The organism is Streptomyces sp. NPDC053673 (assembly GCF_055585225.1).
On the sequence record NZ_JBVJKN010000022.1, the window covers coordinates 1 to 22,222 of the forward strand.

A 22,222-nucleotide genomic window follows, 5' to 3' on the forward strand; every position below is an offset into this window, starting at 1 on the left:
GGGGCGGTCTCCGCCGGCGAACTGATGTCGGCCCCGGCTGTCACGGTCCACGCGAGCGCCACCCTCGCCGAGGCCGCGCGGATCATGGCACGCAGGCGGGTGAAGCGCCTGCCCGTCGTCGACGACGTCGGCATGCTGGAAGGCATCGTCAGCCGCAGCGACCTGCTGAAAGTGTTCCTGCGGACCGACGAGGACATCGCCGACGAGATCCGGCGCACCGTGATCGAGGACCTGCCGCCCGCCGCGCAGATGGAAGTCTCCGTTACGGACGGTGTGGCGACGCTGAGCGGGGATCTCCGTGACCGGACTCTGGTGCCCCTGCTGGCCAGGGCGGCCCGTGCGGTCGAGGGCGTGGTGGACATCCGCCTGGACCTGAACTCCCCCGCAACACGCACGTCGTGATCCGGTCCGCCTCGAAGGCCGAGTGTTTGCTCCGGCCGGCCGGGGCAAGAGGGCCTGCACGACCTGCTCGACGCCGAATCCGACATCGAGGTGGTCGGTGAGGCGGGGACAGCCGAGCAGGCGCTGGCCCGGGGACCCGCGCTGCGCCCCCATGTCGCGGTCCTCGACATCCGGATCCCGGACGGCGACGGCATCACCGTCTGCCGGGACCTGCGCTCCCACGTGCCGGACCTCGCCTGCCTCATGCTGACGTCCTTCGACGACGAGCACGCACTGCTCGACTCGATCATGGCCGGAGCCGCCGGATACGTACTCAAGCAGATCAAGGGCACCGATCTCGTCTCCGCCGTACGCACCGTGGGGACCGGTCAGTCGATGCTCGACCCCGCCACGACCGCGCGGCTGATGCGCACCCGGCGCGCGGTCTGACCAGGGTCCAACGGTCCCCAGTCAGCCCCGCTCGGCCCTGTCTGCGGGTTGACTCGGCAGCCACCCTCGGAACTGGGAGACATGCACGTCGGTGAGGAGTGGTCATGAAGCAGTTGCGGACCGTTGATGACGTGATGACCCACGCAGTGATCGCAGTCGGCCGCGACGCGCCGTTCAACGAGATCGTGGAGGCCATGCGGCAGTGGCGGATCAGCGCCCTGCCCGTTCTCTCGGCCGAAGGCCGCGTCGTCGGAGTCGTGTCCGAAGCTGATCTGCTGCTCAAGGCGCAGGGTGAGGACGCCTCCCGCGCCGTGACGGCCGGCCAGCTGATGACGGTCCCGGCCGTCACGGTTCCGTCGGACGCCACGATCGCCGGCGCCGCACGTCTGATGGCCCGAGGCCATCTCAAGCGGCTCCCCGTGGTGGACGCCGAGGGACGCCTCAAGGGCGTGGTCAGCAGGGGCGACCTGCTGAAGATCTATCTTCGCCCGGACACCGACATCGCCGAGGAAGTACGCACAGAACTGGTCGCTCATCTGATCCCGGCCGGTTCCTCAGCCATCGACATACGCGTCCAGGACGGCGCCGTCACCCTGACCGGCACCGTCCCCGACGGCTCGCTGATCGACGTGCTCGTCCGGCTGGCCCGCGCCGTGCCGGGAGTCGTGGACGTGGACACGCAGCTCGACGTCGGGCTACCGGTGCGCTGAAGCCCACCGGCACAAGGCAAGAACTCACGGTTCCGGATGGTGACATCGTGTCCGAGAAGCAGCAGGCTACGCAGGCGGAATTCGTGCACACGGGGTGTGGCCGCACGATCAGCGTCTCCAGATTCGTATCCGAGGGGCTGCCCGCCGCGATGGGCCGCGTGGTGCTGGACACCGTGTGCGAGCCCTTTGACCGAGGCGAGGTCTGGGCCTCCTTGACGCCCGAGGAGGCCAGGCGCATCGCCGGTCTTCTGCTGTTCCAGGCCGAGGCCGTCGCGCCACCGGAGCCGGGCGTGCCGGGACATGCCGAGGCCGCCCCCATCTCCGGCGACGCGTATGAAGTCACGGTACGAGGACACGTACTGACGGTCGATCAGCCCGTGTCGGACGGTGGCCATGACACCGCCCCCACACCGGTGGAACTGCTCGTGGCCGCGGTGACGTCGTGCATCGCGCACTACGCCGGGCGCTTCCTCGACCGGCACGGCATCCCCCGCGAGGGACTGCGCGTCGCCGCCGACTACTCGATGGATTCCGAGCGCCCGGCGCGGGTCGCTTCGCTGACCATCTCCGTGGACGTCCCGGAACTGCCCCCGTCCCGCGCCGGGGCGTTCCAGGCGGTGATCTCCCACTGCACCGTCAAGAACACGCTCGAAGTCCCTCCCGAGATCACCATCATGCTGGGCAACAGCTCGGGTAGCCGGTCGATCGTGAGCCCGGACAGCGGGAGCATGGATCGCGTGCCTGCCGAGGGAAGTCGGGATTCCGGCGTCACCCTGTGACACCGTCCAGGTGATCGACCACTTCGGTCACGTCATCGATGCCCTGGATCTCCGCGAGGAGCCGCGGGACATCGGCTTCCGCCATCCGACCGCTGACGTCCACGACGCCGTTGCGCACGGTGATCTCGACGGTGTTCCGGGCAGCGGGGAAGTCCTCGGCGAGGATCCTCGACCCGATCTCTTCGCGGATCCTGGCGTCATCGCGTATCAGGGCGTTGAGCAGTGCATTCCTGTGCACGACACCGACCAGGCGGCCGTCACGGTCCGTCACCGGCAGACGCTTGAGGCGGGACGAGGACACCAACCAGGCCGCTTCCGCGACCGTCGAGCCGGGGAACACGGTGACGGCCGGGGCGGTCATCAGAATCTCGGCGGTTTCAGCACGGGCCTTGTCGTGCAGGCCTCGTTCCCTCATCCGGATCGTCGACGAGCAACGCCGACGCCTGCGCGAGTCTGGAATCGGCGGGCACGATGTCTCCTTCGCCCAGCAGCAACACATCTCCCGGCACGACCTCCGCGGCGGTCACCTCCCTCTCGGAGCCACCGCGCAGCGCCCGTGCGCTGGGGGGCGAACATCGCCGACAGGGCGGCAACTGCGTTGTCGGCCCTGAACTCCTGGGCCACTCCCACGGTGGTGTTCACGATGATCACGAGGACGATGTCGACCGAGTCAGCATGGTCACCGATCGCGACGGTCAATGCCACGACCCCGAGGAGGACCATGATCAGCGGGTCACGCAACTGGGCCGCTACGCGCGCGTGCAGGGGAACGGCTCGTCGTGCATGGATGCCGGCGTGGTCTGCGCTGGACGGGGCGTCACGTCGTCCCTTCGTCCGGCAGGGCGCGCCCCAGCCGACGACGGTGGCATCCCGTCCTGTGGCTCGACGCCGACCTGCAGATCTCGGCGATCGGCAGGACCCGTCATCGTTCCGCCTGCGTCCGTTCCTCGTCCCGCGGTACGAGCTCGACGGGGCAGTGAGCGTGGTGCAGCGCCGCATGGGTCGCCCAGCCGAGCGTGGCCCCGAGGACCCTGGGCGGCCGTCGCCCTCCCATGACGAGCAGGTCGGCGTCGCGCGAGGCCTCGACGAGTGCTCCGGCGACGGATGCTTCCCTGTCGATGTGCGCGGTCACCGGGAGGCCGGGAAACTCCTCCCGGATCCGGTCGGCGACGCCCCCGACCTCGTGCTGACGCCGCCGGACCAGCTCATCGACGTGGTCCAGCAGGAGGTCGTCCTCGTTCCGCACCCGCTCCAGCAGGTTCCAGATGCTCAGAAGCCGCAACGACGCCTTGCGCATTTCTGCACTGCGTGCGGCGAGCCGGGCGCAGTCGAGATCGGCTTCGTCACGGACCGCGGCCAGCACCACCCCGGTCTCCGCGCGTTCCTCGGCTTCCCGCACGACGACTACGGGCACTCTCGCACCGGCCGCCACGCGAAGGCCGACCGAGCCGAGCAGGAGCGCGCTGAATCCACCGAGGCCGCGGCTGCCGACGACGATGGTGCCGTTGACACCGGCCGCCGTGTGGAGGGTCGCCACCGGCTCCCGCCTGCTCAGCTCCGTGGTGACGCGCAGCCCGGGGAAGCGTTCCGTCACCCTGGCCGCGGTGTCCTGGAGCAGGTCACGGCCCTCGTCCCGTATCCGCTCGATGATCTCGGGCAGAGCGTACAGACCCCGGCTGTCGGTGTCCGTGGCGTACACGATGTGCAGCGGCCGCTCGCGGCGGTCCGCCTCGGCCGCGGCCCACAGTGCCGCGGCCGCCGCGTGGGACGAACCGTCCACGCCCACCACGACCGTCCCGAGTTCCGAGGCGCCCGTCGCGCTGCTCTCCATGGCTCCTCCTCGCCGAGTCCCCAGCGCAGATCAACCCTCACGGTGCCACTGCCCCCGGGCCCGTGTGAGGGGCCGCCGGGGCCCGCGGCTGGGCCCGAAGGTCCCTGGCACCTGCGCTTGTGACCCGTCCGGACCACCTGCAGGGCCGCTCGGCCCTGTGCGGCAGCGCCGCGTCGGTCCCACGCTGGTGAACGAAGGCAGTTGTTCCCTGGACGCCAGGAAGGAACCGGCATGCGATGAGGCACCGCAGTGTTGCCGACCTGATGACACCCCAGGCCGTGGCCGTCCAGCGCGGCACCACGTTCAAGGAGATCGCACGTGTGCTCGACGAGTACGGCATTACCGCCGTGCCGGTGGTCGATGACGACGAGCAGCCCGTGGGTGTGGTGTCCGAAGCGGACCTGCTGCGCAGACAGACGACCAAGGGAGGCGCCGGCACCGCCGAAGGGCTGATGTCGAGCCCCGCTGTGGTGGCGCAGCCCGGATGGAGTGTGATCAGGGCGGCCAGGGTGATGGAGAAGCACAGAATCAAACGGCTGCCGGTAGTGGACGGCGACGGCCGCCTGATCGGTGTGATCAGCCGCAGTGACCTGCTGCAGCTGTTCCTGCGACGCGACCGGGCGATCCAGGAGGAGATCGTGGAGGACGTCCTCACCCGCACACTCCGGCTGTCGCCGGCCGCCCTGACGGTCGATGTCAACGATGGCAGGGTGACTCTCAGCGGCACCGTGGAGCGCAGGAGCCTCATCCCGGTCATCGTGCGGTTGTGCGAAAGTGTCGACGGCGTCGTGGATGTCATTGACCGGCTCACCTACGCGTGGGACGCCGACGACGACGAGTCGGCGGACCCGGTCACAGAGGGCCGCGGTCACCATGTCTGACATGACCACCACCGATCTGTACGAGGTGACGATGGCCATGTCGCATCTGCGTGAGGGGATGCGTGGGCCAGCCACGTTCAGCCCCTTCGTACGGGAACTGCCCCCTGACCGGGGCTTCCTGGTCGCCGCCGGGCTCGAACCTGCTCTCGACTACCTGTCCGGCTTCCGTATCGGTCCGGAGGATGTCCGGGAGTTCGCCGATGTGCTCCACCGACCGGTCCGGGACGTGGAGTCCCTGCTGGGCCTGGAGTTCGACGGCAAGGTCCGAGTCCCCGAGGGCCGGCTCGTGTTCGCCGGGGAGCCGCCGCGTCCGGTCTCCCGATGAGTGCCTGGGGCTCTCAAGGCCCCGGGCACAGGACCCGTTCAGCCCTCGAACCGGTCCCGCAGACCGATGGATCGTGACCCTCGGACCGCGACGACAGGAGTGGGAGATGAAGCACAGGAAGGTCGGAGACCTGATGGTGGGCGAGGTGATCTCGGTCGTCCCGTCGACACCGTTCAAAGCCATCGCCAAACAGCTCGCCGAACACGACATCAGCGGCCTCCCCGTACTGGACGAGGACGACAGGGTGATCGGCGTCATCTCCGAGAGCGATCTCCTGGCGCGGCAGGCCTCGGCAGGGCCAACGGAGGACGTGCGGCAGCCGCCGAGGCACGGCACCGCCGGCTCCGGCCCGGGCCACGACACGTGGGCCGCCCCCACCGCGGCTGAGCTCATGTCCGCGCCCGCCGTCACGGTGCACACCGACGACACAGTTGCCGAGGCCGCAAGGACCATGCTCCGGCGCGGTGTGGAACGGCTGCCGGTCGTCGACGACGAGGACCGCCTCGTCGGCATCGTCACCCGACGCGATCTCCTCCAGGTGTTCCTGCGCCCGGACCCGGAGATCCGCCACCGGGTCATCGGAGAGATCATCGTGGACACGCTGGGGCTCGCACCCGACGCGGTCGACGTCCATGTCATCGACGGAGTGGTCACGCTCGACGGGCAATTGGACAAGCGCGGCGAGATCCCGGTCCTGCTCCGGCTGACGGAACAGCTGGACGGAGTGGTGTCGGTGAAAGACCGCCTCACCGCACGCGGCGACGACGCCCCACCGACGCCGCGCGAACGGACCGCACACTGATTTCCCGGGTGAGGTGCCCGCTCCGGACACAGCCGTACGGGGCCGTTCGCAGGACATGCGATCTCCGGCTGTCGCACCCCGCGGGCGAGCCGCTCCCAGACGTGGACGAGCCTCAGTGCAAGTCGGCAGCGCTGTACTTCCCGCGCCGCCCAGATCGCCCGCTCTCGGGCGGCTCATCCAGCACAGCAATCACGGCACGAAACGTGTCCGGGGCCTCGAAACGACGATGGGGGGCTGGTATGGGGTTCCGTTCGCCCCTCGGTGTGGGCGGAGGGGCCAGCGGTCCCCTGCCGGGGTACCGAGCGGCCCTGTGAACCGCATGCCTTGCCCAGTCGGCGACGCGTTAGCGCGTCACCAAGGGTAAGGGCAGGCTGGAAGGAGATGCTCCGCACACGACTACACGAGCAATTGCAGCAGACGTGTGGAGGCAGCGAGACGGCGCTGCGCAGGAGAGCCACCCGCGGACAGGAGCCGAAGAAGCGGAGGTGATCGACCCATGGCGCAGCGAGAACCCTTGGTGATCGTGGACGCGCACGGTGTGGTGGCGGAGTGGAGCCGGGACGCCGAACGCCTGCTGGGGCGCACCGCCGACGAGGCGGTGGGGCTGCCTGCCACGGCCCTGGTCGAAGGACCGGCGCGTGCCGGTGGTGATTCCGTGGGGTCCGGGTGGGGCGGCGCGCAGGTGTCCTGCGGGGCGGCGGGCCTCGATCTGCGCGTCGAGCCGGTAGTGCGCAGGGACGGCACGGTGGCCTGGGGTGTGTGGCCGGCCCGTGGGGGCGGCACAGAAGCTGCCGAACTGGGCTCGGCGTTGCTGGATGCTCTGTTCACGCAGTCACCAGTGGGTCTTCTGGTAGTGGACGCGGACCTGCGCATCGTGCGTATCAACACCGCCTCCCAGGGCATGCGCGGTGCACCGATCGAGCAATTGCTCGGCCGCCCGGTGACCGAGGCCTTCGCCATGGCCGACCCGGACGGGGTGAAGGCGATGGTCAGCGCAGTGCTCGACAATGGTGTACCAGTTCTCGATCGGCTCGTACGCGGCCGCCCGCCCGCTGATTCCGGCCCCGAGCACACCTACACGGTCTCCGTCTTCCGCCTGCAGGACGCCGGCGGTCGTGTGCTGGGGGCGGCGGCCTCCCTGGTGGATGTCACCGAACGCGAGCGAGGGCGGGCACGCGCAGCCGTGCGCAACGCCGCGCGCCAGGGAATCGGTGGTTCTCTGGATGTGATCACGACGTGCCGTGAACTGGTGGACGTAGCGGTACCCGGATTCGCGGACACCGCGGTGGTGGACATCTTGGACACGGTGGTACGCGGGGAGGAACCACCGCCGGGGCCGCTCCTCGGCAATGAACCCATGCGGCGCACCGCCTTCAAGACCGGAACCGGACAGCCGCAGGCATACCCGTTGGGAAGCACCAGCAGGTTCCCCTTCCCCACCCCGTACACGCAGAGCCTCCACGACCTCGAACCTCGCCTTGTCACCGTGGACGAGACCACCCCGTGGCTGGCCGCTGACCCCGAACGCGCACAGGCGATCCACACCGGCGGGGTCCACAGCATGATCGTGGCCCCACTCGTCCTGCGCGGAACCGTGCTGGGGATGACCAGCTTCTACCGCTCGGCCAGGCCCGATCCGTTCACCCCCGACGATCTGCTTCTGGCCCTGGAACTCGCAGCACGCACCGCCGTGTGCCTGGACAATGCCCGCCGCTACACCCGCGAGCACACGATCGCCCTCACCCTGCAGCGCCATCTCCTGCCTCAGGGTCCCGGCTCTCAGATGGCCGCCGAAGTCGCTCACTGCCACCTGCCCGCCGAAGCAGGCGGGGGCTGGTTCGACGCCATTCCACTCTCCAGCGCCCGAATCGCTCTCGTGGTCGGCAATGTGGCGGGACACGGCATCCACACCGCCACCACCATGGGCCAGCTGCGCACCGCCATCAACGCTCTGGCCGCACTGGACCTGGGTCCCGATGACCTGCTCGCCCACCTCAACGACACCGTGGTCCGCCTGGCCGGGGAACGGTCGGCCCTGCCGCCCGCCGATCCGCTGCGCGACGAACCCGTGAGAGCCACCTCCGTGTACGCGGTCTACGACCCGCTCACCGGAGACTGCGCCATCGCCAGGGCCGGAAACCCATCCCCCGTACTCGTCCACCCGGACGGCACCACCGAGATCCCCGACGTGCCCACCGGTCCGCCCCTGGGCGACGAGGGGGCGCCCTTCGCCGCCGCACGGTTCCGGCTCCTGCCGGGCAGCATCCTCGCGCTGTACACCGACGGATTCCTCAAGGCCTCTCGCGCCGGCGCCGCAACGACACTGGAGCGCCTTCGGCATGTGCTGTCCCGTGATGACCGTCGGCTCGATGACCTGCGCGACGACGCCGTCTACACCCTTCAGCCCGTCCCGCGCATCGGCGACGACGCCATCCTGCTCCTGGCCCGCACTCGGATCCTCAACGAGAAGCAGGTCGCCACCTGGCCCATCCCTGACCATCCCGAAGCAGTCGCCACCGCGCGGGCCCGTGCCGTCCAGCAGTTCGCCGACTGGAAGCTCCCGGGCGATCCCCTCACCACGGAGATCATCGTCAGTGAACTGGTCACCAACGCCATCCGCCACGGCGCACCGCCGGTAGAGCTACGCCTCATCAAGGACCACACCCTCACCTGCGAGGTCTCGGACACCAGCCCCGCCGCCCCCCACCTCCGCCATGCCCGCACCGTCGACGAAGGCGGCCGGGGCCTGTTCATCGTCGCCCAGCTCGCCGAGCACTGGGGAACCCGGTACACCCAGCAAGGCAAGACCATCTGGACCGAGCAGACCCTTCCTTGACGCCGGACTGCGCCGTCGCCCGACGGCGCGGACACTGATCGCCGCCACTGGCAAGGACGAGGACAATATCGCCATCAGTCTGCTGCCCAAGCGGCAGTTCGCCGTTCCCCGCGTCGTGGAACAACGACGACGAGAACGCCGTACCCGTCGCGACTCCGCTGATCTCCCGGCGTCGTCCGACCGCCGAACCCCGGTGCGATTCACGGCCTCGTCCCGTACGGCCTTGGTCACCGTCGTCGCGCTGACCGAATGCCGGTGCTGTGCCGCGCTCCGGGCCTCAGGGCTCTGAGATCCCACGTGGAAAGCCAGATGGCCGACCCGATGACCAGGGACACAGCAGGGACACCACGAGCGCGAGGACCGCGCAGCTGCGGGACCGGTCGGCCCGCCCGATCAGCGAGTTCGGGTCACGGCCCAGCGCGCGTCGCAGATGCCGCCGCAGTGTGGTGTCCGACGGGCGGCCCGTAGGCTGCGAGGAGTCGTGGTGAGACATGGAGACATCTCCGCCCGGGCCGTGGCCTCGTGTCACGGGGCTGTGGTGAGTTCCGAGCCGATGTGATGCGCCCAGTGCTGGATGCGTTCGGGATTGCGGTAGTCGCCGGCCTCGCCGTGGCGCACGAGGGTCCGGGCGATCCAGCCGGGCGTCGTGGCGGTGATGCTGCCGCCGAACGTGACGTGCTCCCGGGCGTGCAGACTTTCCATCACCTTGGACGCACCGGGAACCGGCGGGATGTCCCGCTGCTCGGCCGAGCTGTCCACCGGTCCGCTGCTGAATAGCCATACGGGCCGCCGGCGCAACGCTTCGGCGTTGCGCTTGGCGCAGCGCCGGGCGTCGCGGTGCCAGTGTCCCGCGTAGAGGGAGCTGCCGAGCACCACGGCGTCGTAGCCACTGACGTCCCTGACGTCGCGCGCCGGGAGCACGGCCGTCTCATACCCGTCGTCGCCGAGCACCCGGCCGATCTCGTCCGCGATGCCGGCGGTGGCACCGTGCTTGCTGCCATAGGCGACGAGCACACGCTTGGTGGTCATGACGCGTCCTGCTTCTCGTCGCCCTGCGCGCGCTTCACGGGGATACTGCGAGCCGCTGTGTCGGCCTCCTTCCTGAACGGGACGCGGACCGTGAGGATCCCGTCCTGATAGTCGGCCTCGACGCCCTCCTCCGGAATTGGGGCGGGCAGGCGTACGGCGCGCCGGAACGAGCCGTAGCGGAACTCCGAGTGCTGCTTGGTCTGTGTGCTCTCGGTGTGCTCGGCGCGTACGGTGAGCACGTCTCCCTCCACGGTGATCTCGATGTCGTGCTCGGGGTCCACGCCGGGCAGTTCGGCACGCAGGACGTACTGCCCGTCCTCCGTGGTCACTTCGATCGCGATCGGATGAACGTCAGCAGTCGCCCGCCGGAACGGGAACCCCGGGAAATCGGGGCCGAACCAGTCCAGCAGATCCGGCAGGAGGGTCCTCCGCTGTACGGCGTGGTGCGATCCAGACACGGTGGTCTCCTCTCCGGCGCCGGGGCGTCGCGGGATCGTTGTCCTTACCTGTCAACCATCTCCCGCCCGCCCGGCCGCCGTCTTGGGGCGTTCAGTCCCGTCGTGGGGCCAACCGGCCCTCGTACGTGCAGTCAGTTCCTGTTCGGCGGCAGCCAAACGGCGCTTCACCGCGGCGAAACCGTCCGGTGCGACAGAGATCGAGTCGATGCCGGCACGGACCAAGAACTCAGTGAACTCCAGGTCGCCACTGGGACGTTGACCGCACAGGCCGACCCGCCGGCCGACGGCGTGGGCTCTGGTGATGAGGGTCTCGATGCTCCGGGTGACGGCGGGGTCGCGTTCGTCGAAGACCTCGGCCAGGGCTTCGGAGTCCCGGTCGACGCCTAGGCTGTCTGCCGCCATACGGGCCGTCGAGAGCCCCGCCCAGGCGCTGGAGGTTCTCGGGCTGTACGCGCGCTCCGTCGTTGGCGCACTGGCCGCTACCGCCGTCAAGGTGCTGATCGACACGAGCAGTCATGTGATCACCTACAGCAGTGCCGGCCACTTGCCCCCATCCTCCTGCATCCCGACGGCACACATGAGTTCCTGGACCAGGCCACCGACCCGCCACTGGGCGCCCGCCCCGAGCACCTGACCCGCCCCCGGGCCGGCATCACGTACCGACCAGACGACACCCTGGTGCTCTGTACCGACTGGCTCATCGAACGCCGTGGCGAAGACATCGACGTCGGCCTGAGCCGCCTGACCGACGCCCTGTCCCGCTACGGCCGATTCGGCCCTGAGCACCTGGCCGACGCACTGTCCGCCTCGGCCTCAGCAGCGCGCCCGCGGATGACATCGCCCTGGTCATTGTCCGCCTCTGACCGACCCACCGCTGTTACGTGACCCGAGTACGCCACTCGCAGTGCTTCACCGAGCTTGGCGACGCACGGTCGTGGCGGTGAACGCCGCGGTGACCCCGGCCGTGGCCGCCAGCAGCACGTATCCCCACGTGTAGTCGTCGGTGGCTCCGTAGATGGTGCCCATGACCAGGGGCGGGAAGAAGCCGCCCAGTCCTCCGGCCGCCCCGACGACACCGGTGACCGAGCCGACCTGCTCCGGGGGCACGAGTCGGGCGACGAGCGCGAACACGGCACCCGATCCCGCGCCAAGAGCAGCCGCCATGCCGAGGAAGGCGAGCGTTCCGATCGGGATCAGCGGCAGCTCGAAGGAAGCCAGGAGGGCTAGCACACCCACGGCCGCGTACGAGGCGATGAGCACGGGCACGGGGTGCAGCCGATCGGAGAGCCATCCGCCGAACGGGCGCATGGCGACTGCGAGGACGACGAATCCAGCAGTGCGCAGGGCGGCGTCGGACCGACCGAGGGCGTATGCGGTGGTGAGGTACGTGGGCAGATAGACGCTGAAGGCGACGAATCCGCCGAAGGCCACGGCGTAGAGAAAGGCCAGTTGCACGGTGGCAGGCATACGCAAGGTCGCTGTGGTGCGTGTGAGAAGGGAGCCGGCCGGCACGGCACGGCCAGGTTTGTCGCGAAGGAAGAGACGGGCCGCGACGGCGTATACGGCCAGGAGGCCGGCCACCAGGTCGAAGGGGAAAGCGCGCCCGACGGCATCGGCCAGCTGCACGGTGGTGAAGGACGACAGGGCGGTGCCGCCCGTGCCGATACCGAAGATCCCCAGCGCCAGTCCCCGCCGCTCGGGCGGGTACCAGGCATTGACGAAGGGCACACCGACAGCAAACCCCGTGCCAGCCAGACCGAGGAAGAACCCGCCGATGAGCACTTCGGCCAGCGAGTCGGCCAGGTGGCCGAGGTAGAGGACGGGCAGGACGGTGAGTCCCGCGATGAGCGGGAACATCCGGCGGGCGCCGACGCGGTCGGCGAGGGCGCCCACGGGGATCCGGCCGAGCGAGCCGACAATCACGGGTACTGCAACGACGAGGGACTGCTGAAAGGAGGTCAGGTCCAGGTCGTCACGGAGGGTCGGGCCGAGCGGCGCCAGCAGAGCCCACGCCCAGAAGCACAGCATGAACCCCACCGTGGCCAGAGCAAGCATCCGCGTGGACCGCGAGGATTCGGCCGTCTCACCTGTCTGTGGCGTTGAAGTGCGGCTCAAGGGAACTTCTCCTTCCCAGGGCGGGTTGCCCCGCTCTTCGGCTCGCTCACGATGCTGGCGCGTGCCTTCCCGGCCATCCGTGCGACGCGCCCGCAGCTGAGGGCGATGCTGCCCAGCGCCCCCGGGCGCCACCAGAGGCCATGGGGACAAGGAGCGGGGCCGTTCGGCCCTTGCTGCACTGCCTGGGTACCGCTGAGGTAGGCGGTGGCATCGAGGCAGCCCGCAAAGCCACCCTCGTGCGGGGACCGTATGGAAACGGAATGAATGGGTAACTTTGGCAGCCAGGTGTCCCATGTCCCGTACCCGGACGAGGTGACGATCGGGGCAGACAGCAGTGCCCCTGCCGGGCCCGTCGGTAGTAACGGGCACGCGTACGACGGAACGGCTGCGGACGCCCTGCTGCGTGTCGGCGGGATTGCGGCCTCCTCTGGCTGCCTCCACGATGAGGGCATGGCTCCCGTCGGTCCTGCCGACCGTTTCGACGCGTTTCGGGCCCTGGCCAACCGGCGTGGGCGGCCCGGAGAGCGGTTGATGCAGTCGCTGGCCGAGGCCAGGGCGGAGACCGCGGACAGCCCCGAGGTCTGGGCGCCGCCTGCCGCCGCCCGTGTCGGACTGCCTGCCGCCGCCGCGCTTGGACCCGCTGCCTACTATGCGGACCTCGCAGCTCCGCACGGCCACCGTCACGTCCGGGTCTGCACCGCGACGGCATGCTTCGCCGCTCAGGCCGGGCGGCACCTCACCGATGTGGAGCGCGAGCTGGGCGTCACCGCGGGTACCGCCGCAACAGGCGGGGAGATGTCGGTGCAGGCCGTCCGCTGTCTGGGGTACTGCTACACGGGACCTGCGGCGCTCGACGGCGACACGCCCTGCACGGGCGCGACCCTGGCGGGTCAGCTCGCTGGTCGGGAGCCGCCGCAGGCTCCGGAGATCCCGGCGGTCGATGACACCGGTGACCCGGTTCTGCTGGGCGGCGTGATCTGCGGTGATCCCGCGTGGCAGGTCTGGCCGGAAACGGTGACGGAGCGCACTCCGGACGAGGTACATCAGGAGGTGGCAGTCTCCGGGTTGCGGGGGCGCGGCGGCGCGGGTTTCCGGGTGGCTGCGAAATGGGCGGCGGCAGGGCGTCATCCCGACACCGTGGTCGTCGCCAACGGTGACGAGGGTGATCCGGGCTCGTACGCCGACCGGCTGCTGATGGAGGGCGACCCGGCGCGGGTGTTGGAGGGCCTGGCCTTGGCCTGCTTCGCCTGCGGAGCCCGCCGGGGTGTGGTGCTGGTCCGTTCCGAATACCCCCGCGCGCTGGCCCAGCTGCGCGAGGCGGTCCGGCAGGCGTACGCCGACGATCACCTCGGCCCCTCCGTGCATGGAACGGCCACCGCCCTGGACATCCAGGTCGTCGAAGGCGCCGGCTCCTACGTCGCCGGTGAGGAGACCGCGCTGATCGCTGGGCTGGAGGGCGGCCGGGGATGTGCCAGGCCCCGCCCGCCGTATCCGACCGAGCGCGGTCTGTGGGATGCGCCGACCGTGGTGAACAACGTCGAGACCCTGGCGGCCGTCCCGTGGATCGTCTCCCGGGGTGGCGAGGCGTACGCCCGGCGCGGGACTACCGAGGAAACCGGGACGAAGCTGGTCTGCCTGTCCGAGCGGTTCGCCCGGCCAGGAGCGTACGAGGTCGAGCTCGGCACCCCGGTGCAGCGGATCGTCACAGAGCTGGGCGGCGGCCTGAAGGACGGCGCCGAGCTCGCTGCTCTCCAGGTCGGCGGGCCCTTGGGTGGCTTCCTCGCCGCCGCCGCGCTGGACGTACCGCTGACAGAGGCCGACCTCACGGCCCGCGGCGCCGCGCTTGGCCACGCCGGGCTGGTCGCCTTCGACCGGCGTGTGGCACCGGAGGATGTTCTGCGGCACGTATGGGAGTTCGCCGCCGCCGAGAGTTGCGGCGCGTGCTCGCCCTGCCGCGTGGGCTCGCGTCGGGGCCTGGAGATGGCCTCGGCGGGCACGGCGCCCGGGGAGGAGTGGGAGCGGCTGTCGCGTCTCCTGGCCGAGGCGAGCCTGTGTGCCTTCGGACGGCGGATCCCTCCTGCGGTGCGCAGCCTCGCCCGCGCCTACGCAGACCAGCTGGCGGGGTGGGACTCATGACCGGGATGAGGATCGAGGTCGACGGCTCGGGCGTCGACGTGCCCGAGGGCGTCTCATTGCTCGCGGCGGTGGGTGAGGCCGGGGTCGAGCTGCCCGCGCTGTGTGACGACGACCGGCTCAGCCCCGCCGGTTCCTGCCGTGCGTGTCTTGTAAGGGCCGACGGGAGGATCGTGGCGGCCTGTGTCACCCCGGCCGCCTCCGGAGCGAGGGTCGAAACGGCAACCGAGGATCTTCGGCAGCTGCGCCGGGACGCGGTGGAGGTCATCGTTTCCGCTCTGCCGCCCCGTGCCCTCGCCGACGCTCCCAGCGAGCTGGCGGCCGCCTGCCGATCACTGGGGATCGGCCCCGAGGCGGCGCGGGGTGCCGGCGGCCGGGGCACGGACGAGTCCCACCCGTATGTCCACCTCGACCGGGTTCTGTGCATCGCGTGCGGCCGGTGCGTGCGCATGTGCTCCGAGGTACAGGGCACTTTCGCCCTCACCCTGGTCGGCCGGGGCTCCGAAACCGTCGTCGCTCCCGGCACCGGAGGGCCCTGGGCCGAGTCCGACTGCGTGGCCTGCGGCGGCTGCGTCGACACCTGCCCCACGGGGGCGATCATCCAACCCGGTCCGGCGCGCGGGCTCACCTCCACGACCCGCCCGGCGGCAGCCCGGACGCGCACCACCTGCGGCTACTGCGGAGTCGGCTGCTCCCTCGATGTCGCCACCCGCGACGGCGAGGTGACGGCGGTGCTGCCCGCCCGGGACGGCCCGGTCAACCGCGGGCACGCGTGCGTGAAGGGCCGTTTCGCCCACGGATATCTCACTTCCCCGGAACGGCTCACCCGGCCCCTGCTGCGTCGCAACGGTCACCTGGAGCCAGTTCGCCGCCGCTCGGGCTGGGGGTCTCCGGGCGCTGTGGGTCATCGGCGAGGACGTGTGTGCTACCGACCCCGACGCGAACCGGGTGGCCCAGGCCCTGGACGCCTGTCCGCTCGTCGTCTGCAACGAGCTGTTCCTGTCCGAGACCGCCCGTCATGCGGACGTCGTGCTGCCGGTCGCGTCCTGGTTGGAGAAGGACGGCAGCTTCGTCAACTTCGACCGCCGGTTTCAGCGGGTGCGGCCCGCCGTCCCCCTGCCGGGCGAGGCCCGTAGCGACTTCGAGGTCGTGCACGCGGTCGCCGCGGCCATGGGCGTCGACCTCGGGTGCCCGACCCCGGCTGACGCCCTGGCCGAGTGCGGACGACTCGCGCCTCTCTTCGCCGGGCTCTCCCACGACCGGCTGGACCGCGAGGGCGCTGTGCCGTGGCCCTGCCCGGACCCGGAACGGCCAGGAGAGGCCAAGCTGTACCGGGAGCGGTTCGCCACGCCGGACGGGCGGGCCCATCTGTCCGCCGCCCCTTATCTCCCGCCCGGTGAGCAGCCTGACGACGACTATCCGCTGGTCCTGGTCACCGGGCGGCGCTGGGCGCACTACAACTCCGGCAGCATGACCCGCCGCGGCGGCAACCTCGGCCTCGATCCCGTCGACTTCCTCGACCTACACCCCAATGACGCTGCCCAGTACGGCCTGGCCAACGGCGAGCCGGTCACGGTGGAGAGCCGGCACGGCCGGGCCTCGCTCGTCGCCCGGATCGGCGAGCAGACTGCCCCCGGCCAGGTCTTCTGCTCCTTCCACTTCCCGGCGAGCGGGGTGAACCGTCTCACCTCCGACCACGCGGACACCGTCACGTCCTGCCCCGAGTACAAGGTCACGGCGGTACGCGTGGCCGCGCCGTGACGGCGACCGGGCGAGGCGTTCGACGATGCGTACCGGAATCCCGTCCTGACGTCCGGAGACGGGGGTCGCGGGCTGGCGGCCCGGAGCGGTACACGCGGCCCTCGACGCGGTTGCGCCAGGACTCTTCGCGTTCGGCGAGCCAGGCCTTGAAAGCGTGCTTGGAGCGGCCTTCGGCCATGCCGACCAGCCGGGCAGGGCCGGAGCCGTCGCGGTTGCCGGTCAGGTCAATGATCACGGTGACGTACTTGTCGCCACGCCTGGTGTGGCGCCACACGTGCTCGTCGACGCCGATCGCGGTGACGTCGTCGAACCGGCCGGTGTCGTCGATGAGGACGCGCCTCCCCTCGGCCAGGACAGCGTCGTTGGCGGTGTTCCAGGCGACCCCGAGCCCTTCGGCGACTCGGGCGACAGTGAGGTGCTGGCAGTCGATGGCTTCAAGCGCCCACCGCAGCCCGCGGCGTGAGAGCTTCGCACGCGGCTCAGCCGCCTTGGTGGTGTCTTGCCGCCACACGTGCCCACAGCCGATGCAGCGATACCGTCGGATCGTGACGTGAAGGATCGTGGGCCGCCAGCCTAGGGGCTCGTGCGCCAGTCGCCGGGGCACGGTGCCACGCGGTGTGCCTTCGCAACCGCAGCGGCGGCACCACTGATCGGACTCGACGACCCGGCACGCGAGAACCGCACGATCCGGGGCGAGTCGCTGACCGGTGGCTTCGAGCCCGAACTCGTCAAGGCGGCAGAACGTATTCATGTCAGCGCGGGCGAAGCCCGCCTCAGGGGTAGCGTCGTGCAACGTCGAGGTCTTCCGGATGGCTTGGTGTAGGAACCCCCGTCCTCGGGAGACCTCGACGCCTACCCCAGCCACCGCCGGTGAGCTGCCATCGCCGGTGGACACAAGTTCCTGACGGTTGATGATCTGAAATCAGCCAGGTGAGGGCGAATCGTCCTGCTTCGGCCCCGGTCGAGCGAAGGTGACCGGGGCCGGAAGTCGAACGGTGGCTTCGGTCCTGGCTTGTGAGCCGTTCAGCTCTGGGGAGTTCAGCGGCCGATGTCGTCCAGCTCGGTCAAGTCCTCATGCGAGAGGGAGAGTCCCGCGCCGGCGATGTTCTCGCGCAGGTGTGCCGTCGATGAGGTGCCGGGGATGAGCAGGATGTTCGGTGATCGCTGCAGCAGCCAGGCCAGTGCGACGGACATCGGTGTCGCCTGCAGTCGAGCGGCGACCGCCGAGAGCGCCGAGGACTGCAGCGGGGTAAAGCCCCCGAGAGGGAAGAAGGGCACGTACGCAACGCCGTCGGTGGCGAGCCGGTCGACGAGCTTGTCGTCGCGGCGGTGGGCGAGGTTGTACAGGTTCTGCACGCACACGATCGGCGCGATGCTCTGTGCCTCGGTGACCTGCTCCTCGGTGGCGTTGCTGACCCCGAGGTGGCGGATCAGGCCCTGCTGCTGGAGTCCGACGAGCGTCTCGAACGCCTCGGCGAGCGAGCCGGGCTGGGGCCCTTCGGCGTTGCCGAGTCGGAGGTTGACCAGGTCGAGTGCGTCGAGCCGGAGGGACGTGAGGTTGTCGTGGACCTGGCGGCGCAGATCTTCGGGTCGCCGGGCCGTAGGCCAGCCGCCCTGTTCGTCGCGGGTCGCGCCCACCTTGGACACGATGTGCAGCGACTCGGGATAGGGGTGCAGTGCCTCGCGGATCAACTCGTTGGTGACGCGCGGCCCATAGGCGTCGCTGGTGTCGATGTGGGTGATACCGACGTCGGCCGCTTCACGCAGAACGGCCAGGGCACCATCGCGATCGGCGGGCGGCCCCATGACCCACGGGCCGGCCAGTTGCATGGCGCCGTAGCCGAACCGGGTGACGGTCAGGTCACCCAGAGTCCAGATGCCGCCGGGAAGGGAGAGGGAGGGTCTGCTCATCGTGTTGCCTTTCGTCGTGCACTTGGGGGTGGCGCCTGCTGCCTCCCTGCATCAGCATTGGAGAGAAACTTCCTGTCGGGAAGTAGGCACTTGGGAGTGCGTAACCCACCCATCGGTGAGAGGTGCGATCAGTGACGACGATGAAGGCAGCCCAGAAGCGGGCTACGGCCAAGGTGGAGTACAACGCGTTCCTGGCAGGGTGCCCCAGCCGGCAGCTACTCAACCGAATCTCGGACAAGTGGGTCGTCCTGATCCTGTGTGCGCTGGGCGGCGACAACAGCCCTGGCCAGCCCGGTGCAGCACACGCAGACGCTCCGAAGGCGATGCGTTACTCCGAGATCGCTCGTCTTCTGGCCGGCGTCAGCCAGAAGATGCTGACCCAAACGCTACGATCGCTGGAGCACGATGGTCTGCTCACCCGTACCGTGACGCCAACCGTCCCCGTCACCGTCTCCTACGAGCTGACCGACCTCGGCCGCTCGCTCCACCACATGACGCGCGGGCTCAGAAACTGGGCGCAGACGCACATGGCCGAGGTCCTCGCAAACCGCGAGAGCTACAACTCTCGCACCTCCTGACGACTCACATCCAACCGTCCAACAGCTCTACATTCTCGGCGCTACACCCTCAACTGCGAAGAGCCGAAAAGGACGTGAAGTTCACCTCCCTGCTGGCCAACCTGGTGATCTTCCACAACACCCTGGACATCGCCGACGTGGTGCGCGAACTGCAGGCCGAAAGCCCGGTCGTCGACCCGCTCGACCTCGCGCAGATCTCCCCGTACCTGACCGAGCACATCAAGCGGTTCGGCGAGTACTCCACCCACGAGCTCGGCATCACCCCCGACGCCTACGACACCCGCCTGGACGTCGACTCCAGCATGCTCGGCGACGACGACAAGGCGGCAGCAGCATGACGAAGCTGGTCTTCATCGCAAGCCAGGTCGCTTGGGATGCCTACAGTGTCACGGTCGGCGAGGGTGACCTCGCCGCTCAGGTCGAACGGTGCTGCCTCAACATCGGCACCGCTCTGGCCGAAGTCGGCGGTTCCTTCGACGACGTGGCGAAACTGACGGTCTACGTCGTCGACCGGACCCCTGACAAGATGCCCCTGCTCATGGAGGGGATCACCCCGGCGGTCACGAAACTGGGCGTCACCCCGGCACCCCTGGCCACCTTGCTGGGCGTTGCGGCGCTGGACGTACCCGAGCACCTGGTCGAGATCGAAGCCACCGCGGTCATCGACTGAACAGGCCCTCTTCGCCCGGGGAAGCTGGCCTTGCTCATGAGTTGTTTCAATGAAGTCACTGGGGCACTTGCCACGGAAGCGTTGGAGTACTTCCGGTGAAAGGCCCTGGTCATATCGCAGACGTCGCTGAATCCGGGGCGTCGCGCCCCTGGTCGCGGTGACATCGTGGGGTTGCCGCAACGAGGATGGCCTTGGATCACGATCGTGTTCCAGGGCCATCCTCGTGCCCGCACGGGCCACGGCAACGAGCAGCAATCAGCTGGGTTCAGCGCTTGGCCACGAAGACGTGCGCGGCACTCTGCGTGGGGAGTTCGGCGGCCTCCTTGCCGCTGCCGACCATCACGCCGCCGGGCGACGGCCTCACGCTCACGACCGCGCCGGGCTGCACCCCGGCGTGCCGCAGGGTGTACATCAGCTGGGGGTCGGTCTGGATCGTCTCCCCGATGCGCCGTACGACCACGCTCGCGCCGTTCGGCCCGGGCTCAAGGTCGCTGAGGCTGACCATGCTCTCGTCGAGGAAGGGATCAGCGGTGCTTTCCTCGCCGAGTTCCTCCAGGCCCGGGATCGGGTTGCCGTAGGGCGACTTGGTCGGGTGCCGCAGCACCTTCAGGAGGCGGCGTTCGACGGCCTCGCTCATCACGTGCTCCCAGCGGCAGGCTTCGGCGTGGACCTGCTCCCACTCCAGCCCGATCACGTCGACGAGCAGGCACTCCGCGAGCCGGTGCTTGCGCATCACGCGCATGGCGTTCCGCCGGCCCTCCTTGGAAAGCTCCAGGTGCCGGTCGCCGGCGACGTGCAGCAGGCCGTCGCGCTCCATGCGGGCGACGGTCTGGCTGACGGTGGGGCCGCTCTGGTTCAGGCGCTCGGCGATGCGGGCGCGCATGGGGACCACGCCCTCCTCCTCGAGCTCCAGGATGGTGCGGAGATACATCTCGGTAGTGTCGATGAGTTGGGACATGCCGTTGGTCAGGCGGGGGTTTCGGCGGTGGCGGTCAGGACCGCGCGGCCGAGGACGTGGCCGGCCATGGTGAAGCCGAGGACGGCCGGGGTGGCGTCGGCCGGGACGCCGATGGAAGCGACGTCGAGGGCGTGCACCACGATGAAGTAGCGATGAGGGCCGTGCCCGGCCGGCGGGGCGGCGCCGATGAAGCGGGCTGCGCGGGCGTCGTTGGGCAGCTGGAAGGCGCCCTCGGGGAGGCCGGAGCCGGTGTCGTCGCCGGCGCCCTCGGGAAGCACGGTGACGGTGGCGGGGATGTCGGCGACCGCCCAGTGCCAGAACCCGGACCCGGTGGGGGCGTCGGGGTCGTAGACGGTGACGGCGTAGCTCTTGGTGCCGTCGGGGGCGCCGCTCCAGGACAGCTGCGGGGAGACGTCCTTGCCGTCGGGGACGCCGAAGATGCCGGAGAACTGCTCGGGCGACCAGGCGGCGCCGTCGGTGATGGTGGCGCTGGTGACGGTGAAGGAGGCCGCCTCGGGGAGGCGGGCGAAGGGGTCGTTGGCGCTCATTGCGTCGTTCCTTTCATGCCGTGCTGTGGGGTGGTGGTGATGTGGCCGACGGGCAGCTCGCAGCGTCGCGTAGCCGCTCCGTCGTCGCCATCTCACCAACCGCTGGATCGACGATAACATGAATAATCGATTATTCGCTGGATCGTCTATGCTGCAGGCATGACCCAGACGGCTCACACCTCGACCTCGTCGGGGAAGCAGATGCTCTCCGAGCAGATCTACGCCCGCCTGCGGGACGCGATCATGAGCGGGCACTACGCCCCCGGTGACGCCCTCAAACCGCAGGACCTCGCCAAGGAACAGGGCGTGAGCCTGGCCGTCGTGCGTGAGGCGCTCGTGCGGCTGGTCGGCGAGGGCCTCGCCGACCGACTGCCCAACCGCGGCTTCGCCGTCCCGGCCTTCTCCGACCGCCGCTGGCAGGAGATCACGGAGGCCCGCAGGACCATCGAACCGGTCGTGCTGCGCATGTCCGTCGAGCGCGGCGACGTCGACTGGGAGGCCCGCGTACGAGCCGCCCACCACCGTCTGGCCCGCACTCCGGCGTACGTGCCCGAGGAGGGCGAGCACTATAGCGGCGCATGGTCCGAAGCCCACCGGCTCTTCCACCGCACCCTGCTGGAGGGGTGCGGCAACCTCGTCCTGCTGGAGACCTTCGACCGGATGTGGACCGCAAGCGAGCTGGCCCGCCGCTGGTCGGCACGCCGCGTCCCCGACCGGGACCACGTTGGCGAGCACCGCCGACTGGAGGAAGCGGCGCTGGCCCGCGACGCCAACACCGCGGCCGAGGTACTGGCTCAGCACCTCACTCTGACTGCGGCCGGACTGACCGACTGCACCCACCACGAACCCGCGAAGGAAGCCTGATCGCCTCGCCATGACCCGATGAGCGACGTGCATCGTGAAGTTGCTGGTCGCGGGTCTGGCGTGTGTGGCCTTCGGGGTGCTCGAGTTGGCGCGTTCTGACCAGCGGCCGTGATGTTGTACGGGGAGAATCGTGGCAACGCACATCGAGCACCGGCGGAGGCCAGATCGTCGATACTGCGGATGGCTCCGGCTAGAAGACCAC

At 69.7% G+C, this 22,222-nt stretch carries 22 protein-coding genes and 5 pseudogenes; 16 read left to right on the top strand and 11 right to left on the bottom strand.

Translation table 11 applies throughout. The features are described 5' to 3' along the window. The 4 genes and pseudogenes from ACZ6ZQ_RS26575 to ACZ6ZQ_RS26590 form a co-directional block, all read left to right on the top strand. Positions 1–402: CBS domain-containing protein (locus tag ACZ6ZQ_RS26575; protein ID WP_469771026.1), on the top strand; the 402-nt coding region annotated here is incomplete at its 5' end. Between the two features lie 45 nt (positions 403–447). After that, positions 448–822 (top strand): annotated as a pseudogene (locus ACZ6ZQ_RS26580) (response regulator); the annotation flags it as partial. A gap of 113 nt (positions 823–935) precedes the next feature. Continuing rightward, the gene (locus tag ACZ6ZQ_RS26585) at positions 936–1,541 is read left to right on the top strand and encodes a CBS domain-containing protein (RefSeq protein ID WP_469771027.1); all 606 of its coding nucleotides are present in this window, start codon (positions 936–938) and stop codon (positions 1,539–1,541) included. 47 nt (positions 1,542–1,588) lie between these two features. After that, complete coding sequence (locus ACZ6ZQ_RS26590; protein WP_469771028.1) at positions 1,589–2,320, top strand: OsmC family protein; 732 nt, start codon at positions 1,589–1,591, stop codon at positions 2,318–2,320. On the opposite strand, the gene ACZ6ZQ_RS26595 is transcribed toward ACZ6ZQ_RS26590, so the two are convergent. From ACZ6ZQ_RS26595 to ACZ6ZQ_RS26605, 3 genes are all read right to left on the bottom strand, one after another. After that, complete coding sequence (locus tag ACZ6ZQ_RS26595) at positions 2,310–2,735, bottom strand: CBS domain-containing protein (RefSeq protein WP_469771029.1); 426 nt, start codon at positions 2,733–2,735, stop codon at positions 2,310–2,312. The genes ACZ6ZQ_RS26590 and ACZ6ZQ_RS26595 overlap by 11 nt on opposite strands. Next, a complete protein-coding gene (locus ACZ6ZQ_RS26600; protein ID WP_469771030.1) occupies positions 2,698–2,847 on the bottom strand; it encodes a P-type ATPase actuator domain-containing protein in 150 nt (49 codons plus the stop codon). Before ACZ6ZQ_RS26600 ends, ACZ6ZQ_RS26595 begins: the two co-directional genes overlap by 38 nt. A gap of 395 nt (positions 2,848–3,242) precedes the next feature. Continuing rightward, positions 3,243–4,151, bottom strand: a complete 909-nt coding sequence (locus tag ACZ6ZQ_RS26605; protein WP_469771031.1) for a universal stress protein — start codon at positions 4,149–4,151, stop codon at positions 3,243–3,245. A gap of 236 nt (positions 4,152–4,387) precedes the next feature. Here ACZ6ZQ_RS26605 and ACZ6ZQ_RS26610 point away from each other — a divergent pair, with 236 nt between their 5' ends. The 4 genes and pseudogenes from ACZ6ZQ_RS26610 (at position 4,388) to ACZ6ZQ_RS26625 (ending at position 8,995) form a co-directional block, all read left to right on the top strand. Continuing rightward, a complete protein-coding gene (locus ACZ6ZQ_RS26610) occupies positions 4,388–5,032 on the top strand; it encodes a CBS domain-containing protein (protein WP_469771032.1) in 645 nt (214 codons plus the stop codon). Further along, positions 5,025–5,336: pseudogene (locus tag ACZ6ZQ_RS26615) on the top strand (nicotinate phosphoribosyltransferase); the annotation flags it as partial. The gene ACZ6ZQ_RS26610 and the pseudogene ACZ6ZQ_RS26615, both read left to right, overlap by 8 nt. 127 nt (positions 5,337–5,463) lie before the next feature. Next, positions 5,464–6,159 (top strand): CBS domain-containing protein, encoded by a 696-nt coding sequence (locus tag ACZ6ZQ_RS26620; RefSeq protein ID WP_469771033.1) that lies wholly within the window; start codon positions 5,464–5,466, stop codon positions 6,157–6,159. Positions 6,160–6,655: 496 nt separating this feature from the next. Continuing rightward, positions 6,656–8,995, top strand: coding sequence for a SpoIIE family protein phosphatase (locus ACZ6ZQ_RS26625; RefSeq protein ID WP_469771034.1), 2,340 nt, complete (start codon positions 6,656–6,658; stop codon positions 8,993–8,995). Positions 8,996–9,520: 525 nt separating this feature from the next. Here the strand turns inward: ACZ6ZQ_RS26625 and ACZ6ZQ_RS26630 are convergent. From ACZ6ZQ_RS26630 to ACZ6ZQ_RS26640, 3 genes are read right to left on the bottom strand one after another with little or no spacing between them, the layout of a single operon-like run. Beyond that, positions 9,521–10,024 carry a flavodoxin domain-containing protein gene (locus ACZ6ZQ_RS26630; protein ID WP_469771035.1) on the bottom strand — a complete coding sequence of 168 codons (504 nt, stop codon included), beginning with the start codon at positions 10,022–10,024 and terminating at the stop codon, positions 9,521–9,523. Continuing rightward, on the bottom strand, positions 10,021–10,482 hold the full coding sequence (locus tag ACZ6ZQ_RS26635) for an Hsp20/alpha crystallin family protein (RefSeq protein WP_469771036.1): 462 nt from the start codon (positions 10,480–10,482) through the stop codon (positions 10,021–10,023). Before ACZ6ZQ_RS26635 ends, ACZ6ZQ_RS26630 begins: the two co-directional genes overlap by 4 nt. Before the next feature lie 51 nt (positions 10,483–10,533). Then, positions 10,534–10,884 carry a putative PEP-binding protein gene (locus ACZ6ZQ_RS26640; RefSeq protein ID WP_469771037.1) on the bottom strand — a complete coding sequence of 117 codons (351 nt, stop codon included), beginning with the start codon at positions 10,882–10,884 and terminating at the stop codon, positions 10,534–10,536. On the opposite strand from ACZ6ZQ_RS26640, the pseudogene ACZ6ZQ_RS26645 reads away from it, so the two are divergent. Continuing rightward, positions 10,871–11,345: pseudogene (locus ACZ6ZQ_RS26645) on the top strand (PP2C family protein-serine/threonine phosphatase); the annotation flags it as partial. The gene ACZ6ZQ_RS26640 and the pseudogene ACZ6ZQ_RS26645 overlap by 14 nt on opposite strands. Positions 11,346–11,391: 46 nt before the next feature. Here the strand turns inward: ACZ6ZQ_RS26645 and ACZ6ZQ_RS26650 are convergent. Next, entirely contained in the window at positions 11,392–12,537 is a 1,146-nt protein-coding gene (locus tag ACZ6ZQ_RS26650; protein WP_469771141.1) for an MFS transporter, read from the bottom strand. 324 nt (positions 12,538–12,861) lie between these two features. Here ACZ6ZQ_RS26650 and ACZ6ZQ_RS26655 point away from each other — a divergent pair, with 324 nt between their 5' ends. The 3 genes and pseudogenes from ACZ6ZQ_RS26655 to ACZ6ZQ_RS26665 all read left to right on the top strand — a co-directional run bounded on the left by ACZ6ZQ_RS26655 (position 12,862) and on the right by ACZ6ZQ_RS26665 (position 16,491). After that, entirely contained in the window at positions 12,862–14,733 is a 1,872-nt protein-coding gene (locus ACZ6ZQ_RS26655; RefSeq protein WP_469771038.1) for an NAD(P)H-dependent oxidoreductase subunit E, read from the top strand. Between the two features lie 5 nt (positions 14,734–14,738). After that, a pseudogene (locus ACZ6ZQ_RS26660) lies at positions 14,739–15,476 on the top strand (2Fe-2S iron-sulfur cluster-binding protein); the annotation flags it as partial. A 172-nt stretch (positions 15,477–15,648) separates the two neighbouring features. After that, positions 15,649–16,491 carry a molybdopterin oxidoreductase family protein gene (locus tag ACZ6ZQ_RS26665; protein WP_469771039.1) on the top strand — a complete coding sequence of 281 codons (843 nt, stop codon included), beginning with the start codon at positions 15,649–15,651 and terminating at the stop codon, positions 16,489–16,491. A gap of 100 nt (positions 16,492–16,591) precedes the next feature. Here ACZ6ZQ_RS26665 and ACZ6ZQ_RS26670 read toward each other — a convergent pair. Together ACZ6ZQ_RS26670 and ACZ6ZQ_RS26675 are read right to left on the bottom strand one after the other, a co-directional pair. Then, a pseudogene (locus tag ACZ6ZQ_RS26670) lies at positions 16,592–17,242 on the bottom strand (transposase); the annotation flags it as partial. A gap of 287 nt (positions 17,243–17,529) precedes the next feature. After that, entirely contained in the window at positions 17,530–18,402 is an 873-nt protein-coding gene (locus ACZ6ZQ_RS26675; protein ID WP_469771040.1) for an aldo/keto reductase family oxidoreductase, read from the bottom strand. A 140-nt stretch (positions 18,403–18,542) separates the two neighbouring features. Here ACZ6ZQ_RS26675 and ACZ6ZQ_RS26680 point away from each other — a divergent pair, with 140 nt between their 5' ends. The 3 genes from ACZ6ZQ_RS26680 to ACZ6ZQ_RS26690 are packed head-to-tail and all read left to right on the top strand — an operon-like array spanning position 18,543 to position 19,650. Further along, positions 18,543–18,980, top strand: a complete 438-nt coding sequence (locus ACZ6ZQ_RS26680; RefSeq protein WP_469771142.1) for a winged helix-turn-helix transcriptional regulator — start codon at positions 18,543–18,545, stop codon at positions 18,978–18,980. Between the two features lie 53 nt (positions 18,981–19,033). Beyond that, positions 19,034–19,318: a Tn3 family transposase gene (locus ACZ6ZQ_RS26685; RefSeq protein ID WP_469771143.1), complete on the top strand. Its 285-nt coding sequence runs from the start codon at positions 19,034–19,036 to the stop codon at positions 19,316–19,318. Further along, the gene (locus tag ACZ6ZQ_RS26690; RefSeq protein WP_469771041.1) at positions 19,315–19,650 is read left to right on the top strand and encodes a RidA family protein; all 336 of its coding nucleotides are present in this window, start codon (positions 19,315–19,317) and stop codon (positions 19,648–19,650) included. The genes ACZ6ZQ_RS26685 and ACZ6ZQ_RS26690 overlap by 4 nt, the downstream gene beginning before the upstream one ends. Before the next feature lie 265 nt (positions 19,651–19,915). On the opposite strand, the gene ACZ6ZQ_RS26695 is transcribed toward ACZ6ZQ_RS26690, so the two are convergent. Both ACZ6ZQ_RS26695 and ACZ6ZQ_RS26700 read right to left on the bottom strand, forming a co-directional pair. Beyond that, complete coding sequence (locus ACZ6ZQ_RS26695) at positions 19,916–20,608, bottom strand: metal-dependent transcriptional regulator (protein ID WP_469771042.1); 693 nt, start codon at positions 20,606–20,608, stop codon at positions 19,916–19,918. Between the two features lie 8 nt (positions 20,609–20,616). Beyond that, on the bottom strand, positions 20,617–21,156 hold the full coding sequence (locus ACZ6ZQ_RS26700) for a YbhB/YbcL family Raf kinase inhibitor-like protein (RefSeq protein WP_469771043.1): 540 nt from the start codon (positions 21,154–21,156) through the stop codon (positions 20,617–20,619). A 159-nt stretch (positions 21,157–21,315) separates the two neighbouring features. Here ACZ6ZQ_RS26700 and ACZ6ZQ_RS26705 point away from each other — a divergent pair, with 159 nt between their 5' ends. Beyond that, positions 21,316–22,020: a GntR family transcriptional regulator gene (locus tag ACZ6ZQ_RS26705; protein ID WP_469771044.1), complete on the top strand. Its 705-nt coding sequence runs from the start codon at positions 21,316–21,318 to the stop codon at positions 22,018–22,020. Positions 22,021–22,222: the final 202 nt, after the last annotated feature.